This is a genomic window from Haloplanus sp. GDY1, from assembly GCF_023703775.1.
In the GTDB taxonomy this organism is placed as follows: domain Archaea; phylum Halobacteriota; class Halobacteria; order Halobacteriales; family Haloferacaceae; genus Haloplanus; species Haloplanus halophilus.
In genome coordinates this window covers 1,598,227-1,623,585 of the sequence record NZ_CP098514.1, presented here as the reverse complement: position 1 = coordinate 1,623,585, position 25,359 = coordinate 1,598,227, and the positions used below count along the sequence as shown (strand labels likewise).

The 25,359-nt window shown below is 69.9% G+C and carries 24 protein-coding genes; 9 read left to right on the top strand and 15 right to left on the bottom strand.

Annotated features, from left to right (window positions below):
• Window positions 1–23 precede the first annotated feature (23 nt).
• From NBT67_RS08635 to NBT67_RS08595, 9 genes are all read right to left on the bottom strand, one after another.
• On the bottom strand, window positions 24–404 hold the full coding sequence (locus NBT67_RS08635) for a hypothetical protein (RefSeq protein WP_251341312.1): 381 nt from the start codon (window positions 402–404) through the stop codon (window positions 24–26).
• Between the two features lie 59 nt (window positions 405–463).
• On the bottom strand, window positions 464–1,774 hold the full coding sequence (locus NBT67_RS08630) for a nickel pincer cofactor-dependent isomerase, group 22 (RefSeq protein ID WP_251341311.1): 1,311 nt from the start codon (window positions 1,772–1,774) through the stop codon (window positions 464–466).
• A gap of 68 nt (window positions 1,775–1,842) precedes the next feature.
• A complete protein-coding gene (locus NBT67_RS08625; RefSeq protein WP_251341310.1) occupies window positions 1,843–3,957 on the bottom strand; it encodes an acetate--CoA ligase family protein in 2,115 nt (704 codons plus the stop codon).
• 74 nt (window positions 3,958–4,031) lie between these two features.
• Window positions 4,032–5,141, bottom strand: a complete 1,110-nt coding sequence (locus tag NBT67_RS08620; RefSeq protein WP_251341309.1) for a UxaA family hydrolase — start codon at window positions 5,139–5,141, stop codon at window positions 4,032–4,034.
• Window positions 5,138–5,449: a UxaA family hydrolase gene (locus NBT67_RS08615; protein ID WP_251341308.1), complete on the bottom strand. Its 312-nt coding sequence runs from the start codon at window positions 5,447–5,449 to the stop codon at window positions 5,138–5,140. The genes NBT67_RS08620 and NBT67_RS08615 overlap by 4 nt, the downstream gene beginning before the upstream one ends.
• Window positions 5,446–6,636: a UxaA family hydrolase gene (locus tag NBT67_RS08610; RefSeq protein ID WP_251341307.1), complete on the bottom strand. Its 1,191-nt coding sequence runs from the start codon at window positions 6,634–6,636 to the stop codon at window positions 5,446–5,448. Before NBT67_RS08610 ends, NBT67_RS08615 begins: the two co-directional genes overlap by 4 nt.
• A 101-nt stretch (window positions 6,637–6,737) precedes the next feature.
• The gene (locus NBT67_RS08605) at window positions 6,738–7,694 is read right to left on the bottom strand and encodes an NAD(P)-dependent oxidoreductase (protein ID WP_251341306.1); all 957 of its coding nucleotides are present in this window, start codon (window positions 7,692–7,694) and stop codon (window positions 6,738–6,740) included.
• 85 nt (window positions 7,695–7,779) lie between these two features.
• Window positions 7,780–8,727, bottom strand: a complete 948-nt coding sequence (locus tag NBT67_RS08600) for an asparaginase (protein ID WP_251341305.1) — start codon at window positions 8,725–8,727, stop codon at window positions 7,780–7,782.
• Window positions 8,724–9,593 (bottom strand): HpcH/HpaI aldolase/citrate lyase family protein, encoded by an 870-nt coding sequence (locus NBT67_RS08595; protein WP_251341304.1) that lies wholly within the window; start codon window positions 9,591–9,593, stop codon window positions 8,724–8,726. The genes NBT67_RS08600 and NBT67_RS08595 overlap by 4 nt, the downstream gene beginning before the upstream one ends.
• 159 nt (window positions 9,594–9,752) lie before the next feature.
• Between NBT67_RS08595 and NBT67_RS08590 the strand changes: the two genes are divergently transcribed.
• Window positions 9,753–10,205 carry a universal stress protein gene (locus NBT67_RS08590; protein ID WP_251341303.1) on the top strand — a complete coding sequence of 151 codons (453 nt, stop codon included), beginning with the start codon at window positions 9,753–9,755 and terminating at the stop codon, window positions 10,203–10,205.
• Between the two features lie 63 nt (window positions 10,206–10,268).
• On the opposite strand, the gene NBT67_RS08585 is transcribed toward NBT67_RS08590, so the two are convergent.
• Together NBT67_RS08585 and NBT67_RS08580 are read right to left on the bottom strand one after the other, a co-directional pair.
• Window positions 10,269–11,660 carry a four-carbon acid sugar kinase family protein gene (locus NBT67_RS08585; protein ID WP_251341302.1) on the bottom strand — a complete coding sequence of 464 codons (1,392 nt, stop codon included), beginning with the start codon at window positions 11,658–11,660 and terminating at the stop codon, window positions 10,269–10,271.
• Window positions 11,653–12,912 carry a ribulose-bisphosphate carboxylase large subunit family protein gene (locus NBT67_RS08580; protein WP_251341301.1) on the bottom strand — a complete coding sequence of 420 codons (1,260 nt, stop codon included), beginning with the start codon at window positions 12,910–12,912 and terminating at the stop codon, window positions 11,653–11,655. Before NBT67_RS08580 ends, NBT67_RS08585 begins: the two co-directional genes overlap by 8 nt.
• Window positions 12,913–13,028: 116 nt before the next feature.
• Here NBT67_RS08580 and NBT67_RS08575 point away from each other — a divergent pair, with 116 nt between their 5' ends.
• The 3 genes from NBT67_RS08575 to NBT67_RS08565 are packed head-to-tail and all read left to right on the top strand — an operon-like array spanning window position 13,029 to window position 15,839.
• The gene (locus tag NBT67_RS08575) at window positions 13,029–13,790 is read left to right on the top strand and encodes an HAD-IIA family hydrolase (RefSeq protein WP_251341300.1); all 762 of its coding nucleotides are present in this window, start codon (window positions 13,029–13,031) and stop codon (window positions 13,788–13,790) included.
• Window positions 13,791–13,840: 50 nt separating this feature from the next.
• Entirely contained in the window at window positions 13,841–14,938 is a 1,098-nt protein-coding gene (locus tag NBT67_RS08570) for a zinc-binding dehydrogenase (RefSeq protein ID WP_251341299.1), read from the top strand.
• 58 nt (window positions 14,939–14,996) lie between these two features.
• The gene (locus NBT67_RS08565; protein ID WP_251341298.1) at window positions 14,997–15,839 is read left to right on the top strand and encodes an HpcH/HpaI aldolase/citrate lyase family protein; all 843 of its coding nucleotides are present in this window, start codon (window positions 14,997–14,999) and stop codon (window positions 15,837–15,839) included.
• 54 nt (window positions 15,840–15,893) lie between these two features.
• On the opposite strand, the gene NBT67_RS08560 is transcribed toward NBT67_RS08565, so the two are convergent.
• From NBT67_RS08560 to aldA, 4 genes are all read right to left on the bottom strand, one after another.
• Window positions 15,894–17,237 (bottom strand): NAD(P)H-dependent oxidoreductase, encoded by a 1,344-nt coding sequence (locus tag NBT67_RS08560; protein ID WP_251341297.1) that lies wholly within the window; start codon window positions 17,235–17,237, stop codon window positions 15,894–15,896.
• Between the two features lie 6 nt (window positions 17,238–17,243).
• Complete coding sequence (locus tag NBT67_RS08555; RefSeq protein WP_251341296.1) at window positions 17,244–17,669, bottom strand: VOC family protein; 426 nt, start codon at window positions 17,667–17,669, stop codon at window positions 17,244–17,246.
• A 140-nt stretch (window positions 17,670–17,809) separates the two neighbouring features.
• Window positions 17,810–18,232 (bottom strand): VOC family protein, encoded by a 423-nt coding sequence (locus NBT67_RS08550; RefSeq protein ID WP_256474623.1) that lies wholly within the window; start codon window positions 18,230–18,232, stop codon window positions 17,810–17,812.
• Between the two features lie 55 nt (window positions 18,233–18,287).
• Window positions 18,288–19,742: an aldehyde dehydrogenase gene (aldA, locus tag NBT67_RS08545; RefSeq protein ID WP_251341294.1), complete on the bottom strand. Its 1,455-nt coding sequence runs from the start codon at window positions 19,740–19,742 to the stop codon at window positions 18,288–18,290.
• Between the two features lie 132 nt (window positions 19,743–19,874).
• Here aldA and NBT67_RS08540 point away from each other — a divergent pair, with 132 nt between their 5' ends.
• The 5 genes from NBT67_RS08540 (at window position 19,875) to NBT67_RS08520 (ending at window position 25,301) form a co-directional block, all read left to right on the top strand.
• Complete coding sequence (locus NBT67_RS08540) at window positions 19,875–20,645, top strand: SDR family NAD(P)-dependent oxidoreductase (protein ID WP_251341293.1); 771 nt, start codon at window positions 19,875–19,877, stop codon at window positions 20,643–20,645.
• 48 nt (window positions 20,646–20,693) lie between these two features.
• Window positions 20,694–21,785, top strand: coding sequence for a zinc-dependent alcohol dehydrogenase (locus NBT67_RS08535; protein WP_251341292.1), 1,092 nt, complete (start codon window positions 20,694–20,696; stop codon window positions 21,783–21,785).
• Between the two features lie 68 nt (window positions 21,786–21,853).
• The gene (locus NBT67_RS08530; RefSeq protein ID WP_251341291.1) at window positions 21,854–23,476 is read left to right on the top strand and encodes a TCP-1/cpn60 chaperonin family protein; all 1,623 of its coding nucleotides are present in this window, start codon (window positions 21,854–21,856) and stop codon (window positions 23,474–23,476) included.
• Window positions 23,477–23,554: 78 nt separating this feature from the next.
• Window positions 23,555–24,793: an MFS transporter gene (locus tag NBT67_RS08525; RefSeq protein WP_251341290.1), complete on the top strand. Its 1,239-nt coding sequence runs from the start codon at window positions 23,555–23,557 to the stop codon at window positions 24,791–24,793.
• A 91-nt stretch (window positions 24,794–24,884) separates the two neighbouring features.
• Window positions 24,885–25,301: a cupin domain-containing protein gene (locus NBT67_RS08520; protein ID WP_251341289.1), complete on the top strand. Its 417-nt coding sequence runs from the start codon at window positions 24,885–24,887 to the stop codon at window positions 25,299–25,301.
• Window positions 25,302–25,359 lie beyond the last annotated feature (58 nt).

The window sequence follows — 25,359 nt, the reverse complement described above, 5'->3', positions numbered from 1 at the left end:
CCTTTCGTCCCCCCGTGTGGTCGTCACACGGTCGGGCCGAACTTGCGCCCGAGGGCGTAGATGCCGATGTGCCGGCCCCGCTGGACGAGGTAGACGAAGGAGGTAAAGGAGGGCGTACAGACGAACGAGGCGGCGACGTAGAGCCACCAGTACGGCTCCCAGTCGCGGCCGGCGTCGGCGATCTCGACCGCGTCGTAGTAGAACCCGAACATCGCCGCGATCGAGAAGATGAGGTAGACGAACAGCCACCCCTGGATGGCGAGCAGCGCCGCGGCCTGGGAGACGTCCAGGACGAACGCCTGGACGAGGACGAGCACGTACAGGAGCAGTAGCCAGACGACCGCCGCCGCGTGTGCCATCCACCAGTTCGATCTGACCTCCTCCGCCTGGGTCGTGTCCGGCATACGCGAACGCTTCGCAACCGCCGTTCAAATAGCCATCGCGTCGCGGCGGCGGATCCCCGCTACGAGAAGGGGTCGAACGCGAAGTCGCCGTCGCGGACCCGGAGCGGGACCTCCCGCACCGCCTCGACGTCGTCGCGGTCGGTCAACTCCGCGGCGACGTTCGCGGACACGGCGAACCGGTCGAGTTCCAGCGTGTTCTCGACGTAGCCGATCCGGAGGTCCGCCGGCGACCCCCGGCCGACCGACGAGAGGGTCAACAGGAGCGCCACCTCGTCGGTCGGGGCGATCACCGGCAGGCGGGCACGCGCCGGTTCGCCGCCGGTCACGCCGTTGATGTAGGTGTCCGTCAGGTCGATCTCCGGGACGACGTCGCCGTGGATGAAGTCCGCGAGGCCCATGCCGATGGCGTTGTGGTGGGACTCCGGGGTGATGCCGCGGACGTAGATGCGGTCGTAGTTCGGCGTGTCGAACTCCGGTTGGTCGAGGTAGTCCATCCGCCCGATCACGTTCGTGTCCATCCCCGTCCCGGAGATGTTCTTGCCGATCTCCTCGACGATCAGCAGGTCGAGGTCCTCGACCGGCAGGCGGGGGAACAGTTCCTCGGACGCCGCCAACAGTTCGGGCTCCCGGTCGGCGATGTCGTCGACGGGGACGCCCTCGACGTGGGCCGCGCGGTCGGCCGCGTTCTCGTACATGGCGATCCCGCCGACGATCGGCGTCTCCTCGAAGAGGATCCCCGCCCGCTCCGGGATGGCGACGTCGAGTCCCTCGTCGAGCCCCGCCCGGTGGGTCACGTCGGCGCCGCGTTGCTTCCCGAGGCCGATGACCGCCATCTTGCTGAGGCCGCTCTCGACCGCGCCGTGGAAGTCCGTGTGGAGTTTGACCCGGTTCGCCAGCAACACGCCGTCGGCGTCGAGGGCGTCCTCGGCGGCGTACACCGGCCGCCCCGCCGAGTCCTGCCCCACCTCCTCGACCGCGAGCGAGGAGCGGATCTCACAGCCCATCGACTCCTCGGTGATGCCGAGGCTCTCGAGAACGTCGAGTTGCCCCTGTGCCGTCGCGCCCCCGTGGCTCCCCATCGCCGGCAGGACGAACGGCTCGTGGCCGGCCGCCTGCAGGCGGTCGACGGCGGCGTCGAGGATCGTCGGCATGTCGTGGATGCCGCGGGAGCCGGCGGTGATGCCGACCTCCGCGCCCTCGTCGAGCGTCGAGGCGGCGAGGACGTCCTCGACCGCCGCGCTCGTCGCCGCCCGGACGTCCTCCACCCGTGGCTGGTCGCGCGTCTGTTCGAGCAAGACCAGATCGGGAAACGCCTCGATCGACGCGTCGTTGATGTCCGCGAGTCGTTCCGCGTTCGGTGGCTCGATCATGGATGGGCGCCCCTACCGCGTCGACCCACATCAGCCTGTGGGGTCCGGTCGCCGAACGCGCGGGCCGATCACCCGGTCCGGGCCAGGACGTCGACGACGCTGATCCCGTCCTCGTGGACGACGACGGGGTTGAGGTCGAGCGCCGACAGGTCGTCGACGTCGGCCGCGAGTCGCCCGACCCGCTGGACGAGCGAGACGAGCGCCTCCGCGTCGGCCGCGCCCCGGCCGCGGTGTCCGTCGAGGAGGTCCGCGAGCGCCGTCGAGGCGACGGCGCTTCGCGCGTCGGCCGCCGAGAGCGGCGGGACGCGAACCGCGGCGTCGTCCAGCACCTCGACGAGCGTGCCGCCCGCGCCGACGGTCACGACGGAGCCGAAGCCCGGCTCCTCGGAGACGCCGACGAGCGCCTCGACCCCCTCGTCGACCTGTGGCTGGACGAGGACGCCCTCGACGTCGGCCGCGGGGTCGTGGTCGGCGACGTTCTCTACGATCGTCGCGTACGCCTCTCGGACGGCCGCCTCGTCGTCGAGGCCGATCCGGACGGCGTCGGCGTCGGTGCGGTGGGGGACGTCGACGGAGTCGACCTTCATGACGACCGGGTAGCCGAGCGTCGCCGCGTACTCGACGGCCTCGTCCGGCGACGTCGCCACCCGCGTCTCGACGGCGTCGATGCCGTACGCGTCGAGCAGCGACTCGGCCTCGGTCCACGTGAGGACGCGGTTCGCGGGCAGGTCGCCCGCCCGGTTCCCCGAGCCCTCGGCCCGGAGCGCCGCCCGCGAGGGCGCGTCGCGCCGCGCCGCCTCGCCGGCCGCGGCCAGCGACTCGACGGCGTCGAGACACCGCGAGGGATCGTAGTACAGCGGCACCTCCTCCCGGACGCGTTCGTACGGCTGCGGGTCGTCGAGGTCCGCCGGCTCCGTGCGCCCCGTCCAGAGGAAGAGCACGGGGTCGTCGGCCATCTCCCGCACGGTCAGCAGGTCGTCCGCGATGTCCGCGGCGTCCTCGTCGACGGCCGAGAGCGCGACGGCGAACACGTAGACGTCGAAGGCGTCGTCGTCGAACAGCACCTCGGCGATCTCGGGGAGGGCGTCCGCTCCGTAGCCGCGGATGTCCGCGGGGTTGTGCATCTCGCCGAACGTCAGGAGTTCGTCCATGTCGAGCAGTCGGTCCTCGGTGTCGCCGTCGACGTCGGGCAGCGAGAGGTCGCGCTCCGCGGCCATGTCCGCGAGCAGGCTCGCGAGGCCGCCGCTGGTCGAGGCGACGCAGAGCCGATCCGACGACGGCGGCTCGAACTCGGTGTGGGCGCTCGCCCGGGACAGCAGGTCGGGGATGTCCGGCACCCGCTGGACGCCCGTCTGCTCGAAGGCGGCGTTCCAGGCGTCGTCGCTCCCGGTCAGCGACCCCGTGTGCGACAGCGTCGCCGCCTCCGCCACGCTCGACTGGCCCACCTTGACGGTCAGCACGGGGGTCCCCGAGCGGACCGCCTCGTCGGCGGCGCGCATGAACGCGTGCGGGTCGTCGATCCCCTCGATGTACGCACAGATCACGTCGACGTCCGGGTCGTCGGCCATGTACGCCACGTAGTCCGTCACCGAGAGGTCGACCTCGTTGCCCGTCGAGGCGACGTACGCGAAGTCGGTGTCCTCGTCGGCGCCGCGCTCGAAGAACGTCGTGAACGCCAGGGCGCCGGACTGGCTCACGAGGCCGATCCGTCCCGGCTCCGGCTTCCGCGAACAGGTGCTCGTCAGGACCGTCCCGTCGATGCCGTTCGCGAGGCCGATGCAGTTCGGGCCGGCGAGGCGGATGTCGTGTTCCGCCGCCACGTCGGCGAGTTCGGCTTCGAGTTCCGCCCCGCGCTCGTCGGCCTCGCCGAAGCCCGCCGTGATGACCAGCGCCGCGGGGACGCCCTCGCGGCCGGCCTCGGCGACCGTCTCGACCACGTAGTCCCGCGGTACGCTGACGACGGCCAGGTCGACCCGTTCGGGCAGCGACGAGACGTCGTCGTAGCAGCGCCGGCCCCACGCCTCGTCGCGGTTCGGGTTGACCGGGTAGACGGTCCCCTCGTAGCCGTAGTCGAGGAGGTTGTCGAGCAGTCGCGAGGAGTACCACGAGTCCGGACTCGCGCCGACGACGGCGACCGACTCCGGCGAGAACAGCGGATCGAGTGCTGGCGGCGTGCGTGACATACAGCCAGGTGTGCCAACAGCGATTTAGTTGTTGTGTTACCACCGCCCACGCCGGACGGGCGACGGCCGCGGGCCTACATCGACGGGCCGACGCGGGTGATCGCGAACTCCGTCACGCCGTGTTCCTCGGCGCGGCAGCGCTCCCCCTCGGCCACGGCCAGCACGCGGTCGTGGAGGGCCGCGCCGCCGGTCGACCGCGCGTCGACGTCGATGTCCTCGGGCAGCGCCTCGACGGTCGTCCCGTCGCCGCTCACCTTGACGACGGGCGCCAGCGGGTGACCCGTCGTCACGCCGTCGGCGGTGACGTGGACGATCAGTTGCGCCCCGGCGGCGACGAGCCCCGTCGCCGCCTCGGCGAACTCCGACGGCGAGTCGAGCAGCGCGACCCCCTCCGAGAGGGTCGCCTCGGCGCCGTACTCGACGACCTCCTCGACCGGCCGGTCGGCGATGGCGCCGGTCAGCGCGTCGAAGGGGGTGTCGTCGGCCATCCGCTGTAGCCGCCGCACCTTCGCCGGGCGGTCGCGGTGTCGCTCCAGGGTCGTCGCCATCCCCTCCGCCGCCGCGGGGGTCGCCCGCGCCCGCGCCTCGTCCGGGTGGGCGACGAACCGCTCGACGCCCGCGAGGATCGCCCGCCCGCCGGCGTCGACGAGTTCGTCGACGAACTCGCCCACGACCGGTTCGGCGACCTCGGTGTTCGACTCCCGTGGCGCGCCCACGACGACGCCGACGGTGAGGTCGGCGGGGGAGACGCCCGCCGAGGGCGTCGACGACCCCCCCTCGACGAGTTCGCGCGCCAGCGTCGCCCCGGTGTCGATACACTCGTCGGTGCCGCCGACGTCCTGGATCGCCACCTCGCGGACCGGCACCCCGCGGTCGTCCAGTTCCGCGGCCACGTCGTCGCTCTGGACGCCCTCGCACCCGAGTCCCACGACGAGCGTGCCCGCGACGTTCGGGTTCGTCGCGAGGCTGCAGAAGGTCCGCTTTGTCTGGTCGATGTCGGCCCCGAGCTGTGCGCAGCCGTGGTCGTGGGGCGTGGCGACGGCCCCCGGCACCCGATCGGCGATGCGCTCGGCGACGACGTGCGAGCAGATCACCGACGGGAGGACGAGCACTCGGTTGCGGACGCCGACCGCCCCGTCGTCGCGGACGACGGCCGCGGTTCCGGGGGACGCGGCGTCGCTCACGCCGATCCCTCCGCGGCCGCCTTGTCGCCACGCCCGCGCGTGCTCTCGCAGTTGTGCGTGTGGACCCACTCGCCGGGCTCGATGGGCCGACTCGCGGCACCGATCACCTCGCCGTACTTGTGGATCTCGGCCCCGGCCTCCACGGACCGGAGGGCGACCTTGTGGCCGAACGGGACGTCCTCCGCGAGCGTGATCGTGTCGCCGTCGACCGTCAGTTCCCGGCCGGCCGAGAGGTCCTCGAGGGCCGTCGCGACGTCGTCGCCGTCGTCCATCCGCAGGACGACGCCGTCGATGCTCTCGCCTTTCATACGTCCACCTCCGCGGACGCGAGTTCGTTGGGCTGGATCTCGTTGATCGCGAACTCCTCGAGGCGTCGCTGCTCGGCGGCCGTCCGTCGGCCGTTCGCCACCGCGACGAGCGTCTCGTAGACGCGGTCGCCGGCCTCCGAAATCGGCCGCCCGTCGACGACGGTGCTGGCGTTCACGTCGATGTTGCTCGACATCTTCTCCCAGGTCTTCGGGTTGCCGGTCACCTTGATGACGGGCGCGATGGGGTTGCCGGTCGTGCTGCCGCGGCCGGTGGTGAAGGCGACGACCTGTGCGCCGCCGGCCACCTTCCCCACCACGCTCTCGACGTCGTACCCCGGCGTGTCCATCAGGACGAGGCCGGCGCCCGTCGGGAGGCGCTCGGCGTAGTCGACCATCCCCTCGACGGGGGTGGTGCCGCCCTTCACGATGGCGCCGAGGCTCTTCTCCTCGATGGTCGTGAGGCCGCCCTCCTTGTTGCCGGGCGTGGGCTGGGCCCCCCGCAGGTCGACGCCCATGAGTTCGGCCTGACTCTCCCGCTGGTCGACCCGGTCGAGCAGTCGGCGGCGCGTCTCCTCGTCGGTGCAGCGCTCGGCCAGCGTGTGTTCGGCGCCGATGAACTCCGGCGTCTCGCTGAACGAGGCCGTCCCGCCGGCCTCGACGAGGCGATCACAGGCGTGGCCGACCGCCGGGTTCGCCGCGATGCCGCTGGTCGCGTCGCTCCCCCCGCACTCGACGCCGAAGACGAGTTCGCTCACGTCCGCCTCCTCGCGGCGGGCCTCCTTCGCCTCGTCGTAGAGGGCCGTCGCGAGGCTCACGCCCTCGTCGAGCGCCGCCCGCGTCCCGCCGACCTCGCGGACGGTGAGCGTGCTGACCGGGGTGTCGACCCGCGCGATGTCGTCGGCCAGCCCCTCGGCGTCGATGTCCTCGGTGCCGAGTTCGACGACGAGCGCACCGCCGACGTTCGGGTTCCGTCCGATCCCAGCCAGGGTTCGCCGGGTCTGCTCCCGGGTCCGGTCGGGCTGGGACGTCCCCATCTGGTGGGGTGTCGCGCGCGCCCACTCGCCCGCCTCGTCGGCCACCTTGCTCGCGATGGAACTGACCGAGACGGACGTCGGGATGATCGCGACGTGATTGCGGACGCCGATTCGACCGTCGGTTCGTCTGAAGCCGGAGAAGGTCTCTCCCATTGCCGCCGAGTAGCGAGGCTCGGGAGTTAAGTGTTTCACCGGAGCGGTCTCGACCGCCGCGTGGAGCGGTCGGACGGGACCAGCGGATCGTGAGTCGCGGCTCAGACGATCTTGCCGAGGCTCTTCTCGCGGCCTTCCGCCGTCGTTTCGATCTCCGTGTCGAAGTTCTCCTCGAAGTACTCGAGCAGGAGCGGGTGCGGCTTGTCGCCGTAGCCCGCGTTCATCCCCTCGCGGTGGAACTGCTCGACGAAGTTGCCCAGCGGGAGGTACGTCTCGTACTTGTCGGCGAGGTCCTTCAGTTCGACCAGGTCCTTGTGGGCGACGTCGAGGTTGAACCGGTTCCGGAAGATGCCCGTCTCGCCCTCGGGTTTGAAGTGCTCGTCGAACTCCTCGTCGAAGTTGTTCGAGAAGAAGCTGTCCAGCTTGTCGTCGTAGATCTGCGTGTAGTGGCGCAGCGTCCGGTAGAGGACGGTCGGGTCGACGCCGAACTCGTCGGCGAGCAACAGCCCCTCGATGAAGATGACGAGCGTCGTCTGGCCGACGTGGTTGTGGATGAGCTTCACGAACTGCGCGTCACCCACCTCGCCGATGTGGTAGACGTCCTTCGCGATGACCGAGAGCACCTCGGCGTTCGCCTGGATGCGGTCCGGATCGCCGCCGGCCATGATGGTGAGTTCGCCGGCCTGTGCCCCGACTTCGCCGCCCGTGATCGGACAGTCGAAGTAGTGGACGCCGCCCTCGTTCGCGAGGTCAGCGAGTTCGCGCGCCCGGAGCGCCGAGAGCGTGCTCGTGTCGAACACGTCGGTGCCCGACTCGCCGTGTTCGACGATGGCCTCGATGGCGGCCTGACTCGCGTCGGGGTGGGGCAGCGACAGGATGATCGTCGACGAGCGCCGCGCCACCTCCGGGTTGTTCTCGGCGATGTCGACGCCGTGTTCGCTCGCCTGCTCGCAGGCGTCCTCGTCGAGGTCGAAGCCGACGACGTCGTAGTCCGCCGCGACGAGATTCTTGGCGATACCTCTCCCTACCTTGCCGAGTCCAATGACTCCGATTGACATCGTGCATGCTGATGCACAGCTAACCAGTACAAAAAGGTTGTGAGTGGTGACCAGCACTCACCGAGAGTCCCGACGCTCGCGGCCGCTACCGACGCTCGAACGCGTCGTCGAGCGCGTCCGCGGCCGTCGCGACGACCGTCTTGATCCGTGCCTTCTGGAGCGGCAACCCCGTCACGTGACAGTCCAGGTCGTCGATGAACTGCTCGCTGCCGGGGTAGTCGTAGGCGTCGCGGGCGAGTCGCCCCACCCCGCACCGCGAGGTGACGACGACGGGGACGCCCGCCTCCCTGACCGCCGCGATGGCCGGCACGACGTCCGGCGGCACGTGCCCGGCACCCAGCGACGCCAGGCAGACGGCGTCGCTGTCGACGCCGTGGGCGACGTGGTCCGGCGGCAGGTCCGCCGTCACCGTCACCCCGAGGACGTCGTTCGAGAGGGCCGACGGATCGGGGGCGTACGTCTCCTCGTCGGTCTCCCGGCGTCCCCACGTGACGTCGTCCGGGTCGACGGTCCCGAGCGGCCCGAACTCCGGCGCCGAGAACGCGTCGACGGCCGTCGTGTGCGTCTTGACCGCGTCGCGGGCGGCGTAGAGGTGGCCGGCGAACGCGACGACGACCCGTCCCGCCCGCGCCCCCTCGCTCGTGACCGCCCGCACGGCCGCTTCGAGGTTCATCGGCCCGTCCGGACTCGGCCCCGAGGCGGCCCGCATCGCGCCCGTGATCGCCACCGGGAGCGGTCCGTCGTAACACAGTTCGAGGAAGTAGGCCGTCTCTTCGAGGGTGTCCGTCCCGTGAGTCACCACGACGGCGTCGGTCCCACCTTCGAGGTCGCGGATCCGCTCGGTCAGCCGCCACATGTCCTCGACCGTCACGTGCGGGCTCGGGACGGTCGAGAACGTCTCGACCGCGACGTCGACGTCGTCGACGGCGGGGACGCGCCGCCCGAGCGCCGCCGCGTCGAGGTCCGGCGTCGCCCCGTCGCCGTCGCCCGTCGACGCGATGGTGCCGCCCGTCGCGAGGAGCGTGACCCTCATCGGGTCGACGCTCCCAGCGTCTCGGCCCGGTCGAGGCGCTCCCGGTGGGCGTCCACGACGGGCTTGTCGACGAACTCCCCGTCGACGTAGCGGACGCCCTCCGCGTCGTCCGCCGCCTCGAAGGCGGCGACGATCCGCCGGGACCGCTCGACCGCCTCGGCCGAGGGCGAGAACGCCTCGTTGATCGCGCCGATCTGGTCGTGGAGGAAGGTCATCTTCCCGTCGAAGCCGCGTCGCTTCGCGTCCGCCGCCGACCGACGCAGGCCCTCCGGGTCGTCGCGGGCGACGTGTGGCGTGTCGATGGCGGGAACGCCGGCGACGCTCGCGGCCATCGAGACCCGCATCCGCGGGAGCGAGAGGTCCGTCTCCGCCGCCGCCGCGAGCGTCCCGAGGTGGTACTCGAAGTCGCCGTGACCGAACGCGACGGCCACGACTCCCGGGCTCGCGGTGGCGATGGCCTCGGCCGCGAAGACGGCTTCCGGCCGCTCGATCAGCGGGACGACGCCCCCGACGGCCTCGACGTCCGCGACGCGGTCGGCGACCCGCTCGACGTCGGCGGGACCCCGGACGTTCGGGAGCATCACCGCGTCCGGCGGCCGCTCCGCGTCCAGCAGGGCGTCGAGGTCGGCCGCCCCCCACTCGGTCTCCGGCCCGTTGATCCGGACGACGTGTGTCGCGTCGGCCTCGTCGGCGTCGGCGAGGACTCGCTGCGTCACGCGCCGGGCGTCCGCCTTCCCCTCCTCCCCCACGCCGTCCTCCAGGTCCAGGATCAACGCGTCGGCGTCGGTTGCCCGCGCCGTGGCGACGGCGTCGCGGTCGTTGCCGGGGACGAAGACGTAACTGCGATCGGTCGCTCGGAATGGCATGGAGTGACGTACCGCGGGTCGCCGAAAAAAGCTACCGTCCGTGCGGGCGGGTGGCTCCGAGGGGGTCTGGGGCCGCGTCGGCGGCGATTCGGCACGTCAGTTCCCATCCGCTGGGTCCGACGGCAAGTTTATTATTCGATGCTCTGAAAGGATCCGCGTATGCCCATCGTAGCAGCCGTCGACGACGCCGACGACGGCGACAGTACCGAGACGCTGACGGTCGCGAAGGACCTCGCGGACAAGTACGACACCGGACTGGTGGTGCTCCACGTCCTCCCCCAGGACCTGTTCGAGGAGCGTCAGTCCAACATCTCGAACCAGCCGACGACTGACGCGACCTACACCCTCGAAGACGGCGAGGAGGACGCCGCGGAGGTGGCCGCTTCCGTCGCCGAGGCGGCGCTGGGGTCGCTCGAGGGCGTCGAGACGGCCGGCCGCGTCGGGACGGCCGCCAAGGAGATCCTCCAGTACGCCGAGGACGTCGACTCGGAGTACCTCGTCATCGGCGGCCGGAAGCAGTCGCCGGTCGGGAAGGCCATCTTCGGGAGCACGACCCAGTCCATCCTCCTGCAGGCCGACCGTCCGGTGACGGTCGTCATGCCCGAGGACTAGTCGCGATTGAACGGTTCACACGGCGGATCGGACGCCGCACTGCGATCTGCCGTGCAGTGACGTTCAATCGCTGCTATCGGGCCAGTACTCCGACGATCCCCGGCGCACGCGCTCGAAGTATCGCTCACCGCCCGTCTGTCCACCCTTGAGCGCTAGCTCCAGTCGGTCGAACTCCTCGTCGGACGAACTCGCGAGACAGAGCGGACACCCGGGAGCGATGGGGCTGTGGAACTCGAGGGCGTAGACGTCGAGCGCCGGCGCGACGTAGCCGCTGGTGTCGCCGCCGGCGATGCAGACCCGCGAGAGGTCGGTCTCCCTGAGGACGGTCTCGAGGATCGTCCCCTGCTCCCGGCCGAGGCGCCCGCCGACGTCGTCGACCCCCGCCGCCTCGGCGGCCGCCCGGGTCCGCTCGATGGCCGGGTCGTCCGGTCCCCGGGCGGCGTACATGACGACGCTGTCGCCGGCGCCGATCGCCTCGGTCGCCGCCTCGACGACCCGGTCGCGCTCCGCGGCCGCCTCCGCCGGGACCACGAGCGACGGGGTGTCGAGCCTGATCCCCGTGAAGTCGTCGCGTTCGAGGGCGGCGTCGATCTGCGCGGCCGTCTCCGGCGACGCGCTCCCGGACATGACGGCGATGCGGTCGACGGGGTCGGCCGTCGGCACCGACTCGGGCGGCGACACCGCCCCCGTATCGGCCCAGTACGCCGTCAGCGCGTATCCGAGTCCGGAGGAGCCGACCGCGAAGAGCGGGCCGTCCGCGAGTTCGAGCGCCCGCGACCACAGCAGACGCCCGGCCTCCCGCAGGTGCGATCCGTCGAGCGTGTCGAACAGGACGATCTCCGGATCCGACGCCAGGAGGCGGGCGAACTCGGCGTCGACGCCGTCCCCCTCCAGGGCGAGCACGTCGAAGCGATCCGTCGGCCGGTCGGTCTGCTCGCCCAGGTGTCGACAGAGGTCGCTCTCGGTCATGGGCGTCACCGGGTGGTCGCTCATCGTCGGATGGCGGTCGATCCGGTAGGTCCGGTCGCCGACCGTCGCGAACAGGTGTCCGAAGACGACGTACCGCTCCAGCGCGGGGACGCCGACCACCACGGGGACGAACGGGGAGTCGAACACGTCCTGCCCGACGTCGATCGCGTGGCCGATGCTGCCGACGTCGGGCGCGGAGTCGAACGTCGAGCAGACCTTGTACTGGACGAAGGCCGGATCGAGGTCGAGCAGCCGCTCGAAGTGTTCGGGGAGTACCTCGTCCATCTCGTCGGGGGACATCGACCGACTGCGGCCGGCGACGCCGACCGCGTCCAGATCCGCGAACCGCCCCGTCAGCTCCGACTCGGTCGGCGGTTCGAGAAACAGCGCCGTGCGAACGCCGCCCAGGCCCAGCGCCTCCATCGCGTCGGTCGATCCCGTCAGGTCGTCCCCGTAGTACGCCAGGAGGAGGTCGTCGTCACTCATCGGTGCCGAACGCCTCCATCGAGCGGCGGAGCGCCTCGTGGTCCTCCGCGTACTCCGCGAGCGGCACGCCGGCCATGGCCGCCTCCCATCCCTGTTTCAGCGCGTCGACGCCGCCGGCCGGGCCGTCCGGATGGCCCATGATCCCGCCCCCGGCCAGATACATCAGGTCGACGTTGCCGAGCGCCGCGTAGGTGTCGTGGGCCTGATCCGCCCACTGCCCGGACGAGAACACCGGGAGGATGCCGTCGTCGCCCGGGATCGGTCGCTGCACCGCCCGCGCGGAGGCGACGACCGACTCGTCGGATTCGGTGAACTTGTTCCGGATGCCGTTGACGTGGAGGTGGTCGACGCCGGCCAGCCGCCAGAGCTTCTGGTAGGCCGTGTACTCGAAGCCGAGCTGGGGACACCGGGAGAGCGCGCCCCACCCGTTCCGGTGGCCGTGGATGGCCAGGTCGCTGTGCCGGCGCAACGCCAGCACGCCCGCGAGGCCGACGCTGTTGAGACTCACCATGACGCAGGTGCCGCCCGCCTCCGCGACGACGTCGTGTCGCCGGCGCATCTCCTCGACGCTCCCGGTGACGTTGAACGCGTACATGACCCGCTTGCCCGTCTCCTCGGCGTGGTCGTCGATGACCGACATGACCGCCTCGACGCGGTCCTCGAACCGGGAGTACGGCGGGTCGGCGATGAGTTCGTCGTCCTTGATGAAGTCGACGCCCGCCTCGACCAGCGTCTCGACGAGCGACGCCGTCTCGTCCGGCGACAGCCCCACGCTCGGCTTGATGATCGTCCCCACGATCGGCCGGTCGTGAACCCCGATCAGTTCGCGCGTCCCCTCGACTCCGAACTGCGGCGTCGGGCACTCCGCCCCGTAGACGTCCGGGACGTCGACGTCGAGCAGCCGGATCCCGGACAGCGGCTGCATCTCGAAGACGTTGCCGGCGACCGTCGTCCGCAGCTGCGGAACGGAGACGCCGACGTTCTCGATGGGGTACGCGATCCGCACCTCCGCCCGGGTGTACTCGGACGCCTCCTCGGACCCCGGATCGACGCCCGGCAGCGTCGGCTCGGCTGTCGTCCCCAGTTCGGTCACGTCGACGACGTCGGCGCCGTGGCGCCGCTGTAACTCCTCGCTCTCCCCCGGAACGTCGACGAACGTGCTCGCCGACTGCTCGCCGGCCATCGCGTCCGCCGCCTCCCGGACCGACGCCGGTGTCTCGATCCTGTACGTCGCGGTGAATCGGTCCGTCATGGTGACGACACGCGGGGCGTCGGCTATTAATTCTGCCCCCACGGGACGGTCCCCCGACCGGCCCGCGATTCCACGCGCACAAGAGTCAAGGCCGCCGTCGCCGTAGCGGGAGCACGATGCTCGCAGACGAGTACGGGGCGTTTCTCTTCGACCTCGACGGCGTCGTCTTCGTCGGCGACGAGCCGGTCACGGGCGCCGTCGAGACGCTCCGCCGACTCCGTGACGCCGGCAAGGAGATCCAGTTCGTCACCAACAACTCCCAGCACACCCGCGAGGAGTTCGCCGAGAAGCTGACCGGGTTCGGCATCGACACGCAGGTGGACCAGGTCACGAGCGCGGCCTCGGCGACGGCGACGTACCTCGCCGACCGCGGCGTCGAGAGCGTCTACCTCGTCGGGATGGACGGCTTCCGAACGGAACTGGGTCGGCGGGGGATCGCCGACCGGGAGCGCGACGCCGACGCCGTCGTCGTCGGCTTCGACCCCACCGTCACGTACGACGACATCGAGACGGCGACCCGGCTCGTCTACGAGCGGGACCTGCCGCTGGTCGCCACGAGCGGCGACACGTCCTACCCGTCCGGCGACGGCGTCGCTCCGGGGACGGGGGCGATCCTCCGGGCCATCGAGGCCGCGAGCGGGACGGAGGCGACGGTCGTGGGGAAGCCAAACGCCCCGCTGTTCGACCTGGCGCTCGACCGCGTCTCGACCCGCCCCGTCGCGATGGTCGGGGACACGCCCGGCGCCGACGTCGAGGGCGCCAACCGCGCGGGGATCGACAGCATCCTCGTGTCGCTGCACTGCCGCGCCGACCGCGCCGACGCCGTCGATCCGGACGTCCGGATCGAGACGCCCCTGGACCTCGTGGACGCCGACTGACCGGACACACCGGCGATAGATTTACCCTGGCCTGTTCTGCATGTGCTGTCATGAGTTCGCACACTCGCGGCCGGATCGCCTGTCTGAACGGGACGAAGAACGTCGAACTGAAGGAGTTCGACGTCCCGTCGCCGGACCCGGACGCCATCGTGACCGAGATCGTCCGCGCCAACGTCTGTGGCTCGGAACTGCACATGTGGCGGGGCGGTCACCCCCACATCAACGACGGGCCGCTGGGTCACGAGGGGCTCTGTCGCATCGTCGACCTCGGCGAGAACGTCACGACCGACAACGCGGGCCGCCCCGTCGAGGAGGGGGACCTGATCGTCCCCACGTACTTCGCGATCTGTGAGGCGTGTCCCCGCTGTGGGGCCGGCGAGTTCCGCCTCTGCGAGCACGCCTACGACTACTGGTCGCAGTCGGCCGACACGCACCCGCACTTTCACGGCACGTTCGCCTCCCACTACTACGTCTACCCCGAACAGTTCTTCTACAAGGTGTCGCCCGACGTCCCCGAGGGGCCGGCCGCGAGCGCGAACTGCGCGCTCGCGCAGGTGCTCGGCGGCCTCGACAAGGCCGAGGTCGGGTGGGGCGATACGGTCGTCGTGCAGGGCGCCGGCGGCCTCGGCCTCAACGCCGTCGCGGCGGCCACCGAACGCGGGGCCGAGACGATCGTGATCGACGGGGTCGCGGACCGCCTCGACCTGGCCGAACGCTTCGGCGCGGACCACACCGTCGACCTCCGGACGTACGACTCGGTCGAGGAGCGCGCCGACCGGGTCCGCGAACTGACCGACGGGCAGGGTGCGGACGTGGGCGTCGAAGTCGCGGGCGTCCCCGAGGCGTTCGCCGAGGGGATCGAACTCCTCCGCCCCGGCGGGCGCTACCTCGAGATGGGGAACGTCATCCCCGGCCACACGACCGAGTTCGATCCCGGGGCGATGACCCGCAAGTCGATCAACGTGGTGTCGGTGATGCGCTACGACCCCTGGTATCTCCGAACGGCCCTCGACTTCCTGCGCGAGACGGCCGACGACTACCCGTTCGACGAACTGGTCGGCGAGGGGTTCGCCCTCGACGACGTCGACGCCGCCATCCGCCGCTCCGACGAGCGCGACGTGGCGCGGGCGTCGCTCGTCCCCGAGTGACGGTCGACTCGGCTCCCCACCCAACGTTTACTATCCGGCGGCCGTAGCGACGGTCGTCATGTCCGCCGACCGCAGTTATCTGTTCGTTCCCGGGTCCGACGACGAGGGCGTCGTCGAGGCGATCGGCTCGCCCGCCGACGTCGTGATCGTCGACCTCGAAGACACCGTCAGCCCTGCCGCGAAGGCCGCGGCCCGCGAGTGGACGCTGGAGACGCTCGCCGACCTCGGCGAGACGTCACAGCGACTCGCCGTGCGCGTCAACGGCGTCGACACCGACCGGGGGATCGACGACGTCCGGACGATCGCGACCGCCGACGCCCTGCCGGACGTCCTGCTCCTCCCCGACGTGCGGGACGCGAGCGAGGTCCGCCTCGTCGACGACGTGTTGGACGAGTACGGCGTCGACGTCGACCTCCACCCCCTGATCGAGAAGCCGAGCGCGATGTTCGACGCCCAGGGGATCGCCCGGGTGAGCGAGCGGATTCACGGCCTCATGTTCGCGGCCATCGACTTCCAGATGAACATGGGGATGTCGATCCTCGACGAGACCGACCTCTCGGTGCCGCGGTTCCTGCTGTCGATGGCGGCCAACGGCGCGGGGGTCCACGCCGTCGACAAGCCCAACCTCGCCGCGGTTCACGACGAGGAGCGGACGCGCGCGGAGGCACGCGCCGCCAAGGCCGTCGGGTTCGACGGGAAGGCGGCGATGACGGTCGAACAGGCGGCGGTGATCAACGACGTCTTCTCGCCCTCGGCCGAGGAGGTGGCCCGCGCGAAGCGGGTCATCGACGCCTTCGAGGCGACGGACGAGGGCGTCACGGTGATCGATGGCGCGGCGGTCGACAAGCCCGTCGTCGATCAGCTTCGAGCCCTCGTCGACCGTGCGGAATCGAAGAAGTGAGGCCGCGGTTCTCCCGGTGATCGAACGCGGTCGATCGAACGCGCGGTCGCGCGCTCAGGCGGCGTCCTGCAGGCGCCGGAGCCGGTAGATGAACGAGTCCTCGTCGAGTTCGACGTCGTCGTAGGTGACGATCTCGTCCTGTGCGATCTCCGAGACCACCTCGGCGCCGTCGAGGAGTTCGAAGGGCACGTGGTTCTGCTCCTCCGCCGTCTCGGCCTCCTCGAGCAGGCCGTAGACGGTGTAGCCGCCGCCGCCGTCGAGTTCCTCGCCCGGTTCCAGCGTCCGCTTGGCGCCGCCGACCACCTCGGCGACGCGCTCGCGCGGCACGCCCGTCGGTTCGTTCCGGATGGCGGCGTTGGCGACGCTCACGGACGTCTCCGTGCCGGGGAGGTGGTAGGGCCGGTGGAACACCTGATACTTCCCGTCGTTGGCCACGTACATCCCGGAGCCGCTGCTCTGTTCGAGGTACTCCTGGACCCGCTCGTTCGGCGTCGTCGTCACGATGAACACGCCGAAGCTGATGTTGTCGTCGATTTCAGTGCCGTCGGGGCGGAGCGAACTGACGGTGTCGACGACGCCGGCCTCGTTCAGGACGCCGCCGTCCTCCTTCGGGCGGAGCTTCTGGGGAATCTCCTCGATGGAGGCGTCCGGGAGGTGCATCCCCTGGACGTCGGGCGTGAGCCCGGTCGCGTTGGCGACGGCGCACATCTCGACGGCCACCTTCGTCCCGTCGAGGAAGGAGTTGTACATCCACGGGTTGAGCCCGTGTTCCTCGACGAACTCCTCGTCGAAGCCCCACCGGTCGAAGACGTCGTCCGGGGTGCCGTACCGGTACTCCTCGATGAACGGGTTCCCCTTGCCGGCGGCGACGACGTCGAGGCCGACCGTCTGGGCCCAGTCGTACAGTTCGGCGAGGAGCGACGGCTGGTCGCCGTACGCCATCGAGTAGGTGACGCCGGCCTTGTCCGCGAGGTCGGCGAGCGTCGGACCCACCACGGTGTCGGCCTCGACGTTCACCATCACGACGTGTGTCTCCTCCATGATGGCCGTGTAGGCGTGCCGGGCACCGACCTCGGGGATGCCGGTCGCCTCGACGACGACCTCGACGTCGCTGCGGGCGAGGGTTGGCCCGTCGGCGATCACGGCGTGTTGCCCGTCGGCGATGGCCGCGTTCAGCTCCCCGAGGTCGGTCGTCTCGACCACGCCGTCGGTCGAGACGCCCGACTCGGCGTACGCCTGGGCGGCCTTGTCGAGGTCGATGTCGGCGATGGCGGCCGTCCGCATGCCGGTGACGCGCTCGATCTGGTCGACGAGTTTCGTCCCGAACAGACCGGAGCCGATGACGCCGACGTCGATCGGCTCCTCTCGATCCCGAAGCTGTGGCGGTATGTTGAGCATCGTCGATCAGTCCAGCTCCTCGACGAGCTGCAGGTAGATGCCGCGGCTGGTGTCGGGCTCCATGTCGATCAGCTTGCAGTCCGGGAACGTCGGCGCCACGATGGGCTCGTCCCAGTCGCGCTCGATCCCCTTCTCCGTCTCGAGGCGTTCGACGGCGGCCGCGATGTCGTCGACCTCGTAGGCGACGTGGTTGAGGCCGTTGCCCTGTTCCTCGAGGAACTCCTCCATCTCGGCTTTGGTGTCGGTGTCCTCGCCCATGGGCTCTTGAACCTCGATGTAGACGCCGCCGACGTCGTAGACCGCCGCCTTGTACCCGTCCTCGGGCATCTCCCGGTAGTCGACCTTCTCCATCTCCAGGACGTCCCCGAAGAACGTCCGGTACGAGTCGAGGTCGTCCACGGTGTAGGCTACGTGGTGCACTTGCTCGAACATCGGTTCCACTGTCAGCATCTCGTCTAATCAAGCTACCGGACTGACACGCTGACCGGAGCGTTCGCGACGACGGGGTCGAAAAAAGCGGCCGGGTCGGGGTCACGGCGACCGCCGCTTTCCGGACGGGCCGGGTCGACTCGTTACTCCGAGAGCAGTTCGACGACGTTGCCGTCGGGGTCGTACATGTAGGCGACTTCGGCGCCGTTCGAGAGCGTCTGCGGCGGGTTGACGAACTCGACCTCGTCGGAGAGGTCCTCGTACACGGCGTCGATGTCGTCGACTTCGAGACAGAAGTGTGCGGCACCGACGTCGTTGTTGGCGACGCCCTCGTTCGCGTCGCCGCCCGGGGGGTTGTTGTACTCCAGCAGTTCGACGGCACAGCCGTTCGCGTCGAGGAATACGAGGTCGACGTCGACGTCCTCGACGCCGACGAACTTGCTGAACTCCTCGCTGGCGAAGGAGAAGGCGTCGACCTCCTCCATGCCGAGGGTGTCTCGGTAGAAGCCGAGCGCTTCGTCCATGTCCGATACGGTAACGCCGTAGTGGTGGGATGATCCGATCATGCTGTTGGGGTTTGGGTCGTGGGTGGTCGTCGGTCGATGCGAGTGACTCGCGCGCTCACGAGTAGTTGTGGTAGACGGTCTTCAGCTGGGTGTACTTGAGGAAGCCGTACTTGCCGTCCTCGCCGCCCATTCCGGACTCGTTCCAGCCGATGTGGTGGGCCTGCCAGGACTCGCCCAGCGTCCGGTTGATGTACGTCTCGCCGAACTCGAGGTCCTCGGCCGCGCGCATCGCGACCCGGTAGTCGTTGGTGAAGAGGTACGCCGACAGCCCGTAGCGGGAGTCGTTCGCGTACTCGATGGCCTCGTCGAGGGTGTCGATCTCCATGATCGGCGTCACCGGGCCGAAGACCTCCTGTTGCATGATGTCCATGTGCTGCTCGACGCCGGTGACGACGGTCGGCTCGTACCAGTAGCCGCTGTCGAAGGAGTCGCCGGAGGGGGCGCTCCCGCCGAGGCGGATCTCGGCGCCCTGCTCGCGGGCCCGCTGGACGGCCGCGTCCGTCTTCTCGAACTCGCGTTCGTTCACGTGGGGGCCCATGTCGGGGTCCTCCTCGGGCGGGCCGACGCTGATCTCCTGTGCCGCGTCGATGTACTTCTCCTCGAACTCCTCGCGGACGCTCGAGTGGACGTACACGCGCTCCGCGCACGTACACACCTGCCCGGTGTTCGTGATGCGGGCGGTGAGGACGTCCTCGACCGCCTCGTCGATGTCGGCGTCCTTCCAGACGATCGCCGGCGCCTTGCCGCCGAGTTCGAGCGACACCTCGGTGAGGTTGTCGGCGGCCTGGCGCATGATGTGCTTCCCGGTCTCGACGTTGCCGGTCATCGAGATCATGTCGACGTCCCGGGAGGTCACCAGCGCTTCACCGGTCTCGCCGGCGCCCTGGACGAGGTTGAACACCCCGTCCGGCAGGTCGACGTGGTCGTCGATGAGTTCGGCGAGGCGCAGCGTCGCGACGGGCGTGACTTCGCTGGGTTTCGCCACCAGCGCGTTGCCGGCGGTCAGCGCCGGCGCGAACTTCCGGATGAACACCGCGATGGGGTAGTTCCACGGGATGATGCCCGCGACGACGCCCTTGGGCTGTCGCTGGAGGTGGATGCTCTCGTCCGGACTGTCGCCCGGGAGGATGTCCCCCTCGATGCGCCGGTCCCACTCGGCCATGTACTCCGCGAGGTCGGCCGAGGCCGCGATCTCGCCCTCGGCGACGGACCGGGGCTTGCCCTGCTCCTCGACGAGGAGGCCCGCGAGTTCGTCCTGGTGTTCGAGCAACAGGTCGGCGACGTCGCGGACGAGGTCCCCGCGCTCCTTCGCCGGGCGGCGGCCCCACTCGATCTGTGCCTCGTTGGCGGCGCGGACCGCCTCCGCTACCTCCTCCGGCGTCGCGGTCGGGAACTCGCCGATCACCTCCTCCGTCGCTGGATTTCGCACCTCGGTGTGGTCGGTCCCGGCGGGCTCACGCCACTCGCCGGCGATATAGTGCCCTGTCGGGTAGTTGCCTTCAGCTGACATCGTCTCATAGACGAACACTCTCTGTAATATAGTTTGCCATGGTACGACGCGACAGCGCCGCTCGGGGAGCGTCGGCGCCGCCGTCGATCCGTGACCCCCACAATTAATACCGCGTCACACGCCACTGCGGGTATGGGCTCTCGAGTGGCCGGACTGACGGCTATCGTCACCGGCGCAGCACAAGGGATCGGTCGGCGGATCGCCGAAGAACTGGGAACCGAAGGCGCCAACGTGGTCGTCGCCGACATCGACGAGTCGTCTGCGGCCGACACCGTCGAGGCGTTCGAGTCGGCGGGCATCACGGCCACGGCGGTCCAGTGTGACGTCTCCTCGATGGACGACGCGGAGCGACTCGTCGAGCGAACCGTCGAGGAGTACGGCAGCCTCGACATCCTCGTCAACAACGCCGGCATCTCGCGCGGCGAGCGCTTCCAGGACATCACGCCCGAGGAGTGGCAGCAGGTCATCGACGTCAACCTCACCGGCGTGTACAACTGTTCGGTGCAGGCGGCGCCGGTGATGGCCGAGAGCGGCGACGGACGGATCGTCAACATCTCCTCGATCGCGGGTCAGAACATCAGTTACGAGGGGCCCGCGAACTACACCGCCTCGAAGTGGGGCGTCATCGGCCTCACGAAACACATGGCGTGGGACCTCGCCGAGTACGGCATCCGCGTCAACGCGCTCTGTCCCGGCGGCACCCTCACCCCCCTCATCGAGGACCTGACGACGGAGGAGGAGCGCAGCGAGACGCGGGAGAAGATCCCGCTCGGCCGCTGGGCGGACCCCGAGGATCACGCCGACGCGACGCTCTTTCTCGTCTCCGACCGGTCCTCGTACATCACGGGGACGACGCTGACCGTCGACGGCGGACTGACCCTCGGCGTCCGCCACGAAGTGTAGGGCCGACTGCGAGGGGGATTTATTACAGCGCGCGCACGACGGGGAGCCATGCCAACCGACGACACGACGGAGTCGATGGTGCTGACGGGCCCGAAAACTATCGAACGGCGGGCGTTCGAGGTTCCGGACGTCTCGACGGCGGGGGCCCTGCTCGAAGTCGAGATGACGTCGGTGTGTGGCACCGACATCGGCCTCTACTCCGGGCAGGAGCACTTCTCCAACCTGCCGCTGATCATGGGTCACGAAGTCGTCGGCCGCGTCGTCGACGGGGCCGAGGGGAGCCTCGACAAGATGGGCGTCGAGGTCGGGGACCGCGTGATGCCCGAACCGTACGTCCCGTGTTACGACTGCCAGTACTGCCAGTCGGGCAACTACCACATGTGCGAGGAGGACCGGTGTTTCGGCGTCTCGATCAGTTGCTCGGAGCCGCCACACCTCTGGGGCGGCTACGGCGAGTACATGTATCTCCCGCCCAACACGCGCGTCCACGCGGTAGCCGAGGAGACGCCGGCGAAGGCCGCCTGTCTCGGCTCGGTGATCGGTAACGGCGTCCGGTGGATCGTCGAGAAGGGCGACGTCGATCCGGGGGACGACGTCGTGGTCATCGGCCCTGGGGCCCAGGGGCTCGCGTCGGTCGTCGTGGCCGACGAGGCGGGGGCTGACCCCATCGTCCTCGCGGGGCTCTCGACCGACGACCACCGACTCGACGTCGGGGCGTCGCTCGGCGCGACGGACACCGTCCTGGTCGACGAGCCGGATCCCGAGGGGCGGATCGACGACCTGACCGGCGGCGACGGGGCGGCGGTCGTCGTGGTGACGGCGCCCTCCTCGCAGGCCATCCAGCTCGGGCTCGAGGTCGTCGAGCCCCAGGGCCGGGTCGTGTTGCCGGGGCTCGTCGGGGACACGACCGAGATCGACACCGACAGCCTCGTCCACGACGAGGTCATGCTCATCGGGGGGCGAGGGCAGGCGCTCAACGTCGAGCGCGCGATGGACATCGTCGCGAAGCGGGGCGACGACATCGCGGCGATCAACACCCACGAGTTCGCCGTCCGCGACGCCGCGACGGCCATCGAGCAGCAGCTCCCCGGCGACGAGTTCACGCCCGACATCACGCACGCGGTGCTCACGCCGGAGTGAGCCCGTCGCGTCGGCGAGCCGGGACGACCCCCGAACATACAAAAGGATCGGCGTCGTCGGACGGGACAATGAGTGAACGAGAGGTGAGTCGGATTTCGTCCGCGGAACGTCTCGAGAGCGACGACTTCCAGCAGGCGGCGTTCGACGCCGTCCGGGCGCTCGGCGACATCGTTCGCGCCACCTACGGGCCCCACGGGCGGGACAAACTGATGATCGACCCGCACGGCGACGGCTTCGTCTCGAACCAGGGGTCCGACATTCTCCACCGACTCGACGTCCGCGACCCGGTCGGGGGGATGCTCGTCGACGCGTGTGGCGACGCCGACCGACTGCCCGACGGCTCGACGTTCGCGGTCCTGCTCGCCACGGCGCTGATCGACGAGGCCGAGACCCTCGTCGAGGACGGCGTCTCGCCGGTCACGATCGCGCGAGGGTACGAACGGGCGGCGGCGGCCGCCGTCGAGGCCCTCGACGACGTCGCGGTGCCGCTGGAACTGACCGACCGGGAGCGATACGCGCTCGTCACCACCGCGATCAACGGTCGGTTCGTCGACTCGCAGATCGACCACCTCCGGCAGGTCTCGCTCGACGCCGCCGGCGTGCTGGCCCCCGACGTCTCGCTCGACAAGGTGCATTTCGAGCAGGACATCCGCCTCGGCATCGACCAGTCGCGGGTGGTTCAGGGCGCCATCCTGCGGAGCGACGTCCCCCACGACGGGATGCCGCGGGACGTCGTCGACGCGGACGTCCTCATGCTGTCCGACCCGGTCACCCGCCCGGACACGGACGACCTCCTCTCGGTCGACGGCGTCGACGTCTCCAGTCCGGAGGCCGCGGACGCCGTCCGCGAATCCCGCGACGGCTACTACGAGGACGCCCTCCGGGCGGTGTGTGACAGCGGCGCCGACGTGGTCGTCTGTTCGGGCCACCTCGACGGCGGCCCCCTCGCCACCCTCGCGGACGCCGGGATCCTCGTCTTCCACGAGCTCAAAGACGAGAAGTTCGACCGCGTCCACGCGGCGGTCGGCGGCGACGTCGTCACGCCGGACGGTGTCGCGGACGCGACGCTCGGCCACTCGGGTCGGGTGACGGTGACGGACCTCGGATCGGGGTCGATCAAGGGCGTGCTGTTCGCCGACTGCCCGGACACCGACCTCGTCTCGGTTCTCGTCAACGCGGGGACGGCGACCGGCGGCGACCTGACCAAGCGCATCCTCAAGCAGGGCATCGGGACGCTCGCATCGGCCTCCGACGACCCGCGCGCCATCCCCGGCGGCGGGGCCGCGGAACTCGTCGCGGCCCGCGGTGTCGGGGAGTTGGCGTCCGAGACCTCCGGGAAGGAACGGCTGGCGGTCGAGGCGTTCGCCGAGGCGCTGGAGGCGCCGGTCGCGCAGTTGATCCGGAACTCGGGGTACGACCCGCTCGACGTGCTCCCGCGTCTACGCAGCGAACACGGGGCCGGCGACCGGGACGCCGCGCTCGACGTCGACACCGGCGGCCTCACGTCCGCCTACGAGACCGGCATCATCGAGCCCATCGGCAGCAAACGGCTCGCCCTCGACACCGCGACCGAGTTCACGGTGTCGGTGCTGCGCACCGACGCCATCCTCCCGCGGACGGGCGGTGACGAGACCGAACTCCAGGAGCACGCCCCGGCGACCGAAGACATGTGGGGCCCCGAGGACGCTTAACCCGCCGGCAGTCGATTTTCGACGCCGATATCGAACGCACCGCTCGCCCCGATACCACCACCCACGACGCCATCAAGAATGACAGAGCACTCGGCCACGAACGCGGACGCCACCACCGAACCGCTCCTGACGGGCTATCCCGGGCGGATCCTGCTGTTGATCCTCGCGGGAACGGTCGCCGCCTTCGTCGGGCGAAACATCTTCGGGCCGCTCCTGCCCGCCATCATCGAGACGCTGGGCATCACGTCCTCGGAGGCGGGGATCGCGCTCACCGTCATGTGGGCGTCCATCGCCATCACGCAGTATCCCGGGGGGCTGCTGTCTGATCAGCTGTCGTACAAGACGGTGCTGGTGGGCTCGATAGCGATCCTGTCGACCGGCTTCGTGATCCTCACGGGGGTCACGACGTACGTCGGGTTCGTGTTCGGACTCGTGGTGATGGGTCTCGGTGCGGGGCTGTTCACCCCGTCCTCGTACGCACAGCTCGCGGACCTGTTCGAGGCGCGGCGGGGGCAGGCGTTCGGCCTCTACACGTCCGCCATCGACGTGGGGACGTCGCTCTCCGGCGCGCTCGCGACCCTCGTCCTCGCGGTGGCGACGTGGCGCTTCGCCGGTATCACGGTGCCGACGACGTGGCACGTCTCGTTCGCGCCGGTCGTCGCCGTCCTCGTCCTCGTCGCCGCGACGCTGCACGTCGGACACCGGGGCGACTACGACCTCGACCTCGGCGCGTGCGAACTGAACCTCCGGGAGACCGTCGCGCGGATCCTGGGGAACCCCCTGGTCCGCTGGGCCATCGTGGCCTACGTCATGTACAGCTTCATCTTTCAGGGGATCCTGGGCTTTCTCCCGGCGTTTCTCCGGTTCGGAAAGGGCTACTCGCAGACGTTCGCGAACAACGCCTTCATCGGGTTCTTCCTGGTGGGCGCGGTCGTGCGGATCGTGGCGGGCTATCTCGGGGACCGAATGCGACACCTCACGGTCGCGATCGGCGCGGCGCTGCTCGGGATGGCGGGGCTGCTCGTCCTGTTCGTCGCGCAGTCGACCGTCCCGCTCGTGGCCGGCCTGGGGCTGCTCGCGGTGGGGATCACCGGCTTCCCGCCCGTCGTCAACGCGTATCTCATGGGCCTCTTTCCCGACGCGAGCATGGGCGGCGACTACGGGGGTGCCCGGACGCTGCTCATCTTCCTCGGAAGCCTGGGGCCGACGTACATCGGGTCGGTCGCCCAGGCGTTCGACTACGAACTCGCGTTCGCCGCCCTCCTTCCGTTTTTCCTCGTCAGCACGGTGTGTCTCTGCTGGCTCCGACTCCAGTGATCGGCCCGGGTGACGGATGGAATTTCTACCTGTGAGACGCGGAAATTAACTAGTTATTAACTTCCTGCGTCCGTAACCGGGGGTCGGAGCTATGGATCACTCACAGCCGTATCACCTCTACGACGTCGACGAACCGGCGGTCCGGGACCGTCTGGGCATCGACATCCAGTTCCTGATGAACGTCGATCAGGGCGACACCCAGATGTTCGATCAGGGGATCATCACCGTCGATCCGGGGGAGTCGGTCACGCCGCACGTCCACCGGTACAGCGGGGAGACGTTCTACGGACTCGACGGCGAGGGCGAGATCGTCGTCGACGGCGACCCCGTCCCCTGTCACGCCGACGACCACCTCGTGTTCATCCCGCCGGGGGTGCCCCACTACCCGCGGAACCCCGAGGACCGCGACGGGCCGTTCCGCGCGATGTTCGTCCACTCGCCCGCGGTGCTCAACGGCGACACGTACACGGTCGACGAGGACGGGAACCCGGCGGACCTCGAGAAGTGACGGCAGGTCGCCGCCCCGCGCGGCGAGTCCTTTATACGTCTCGTTTTATCAGTATATA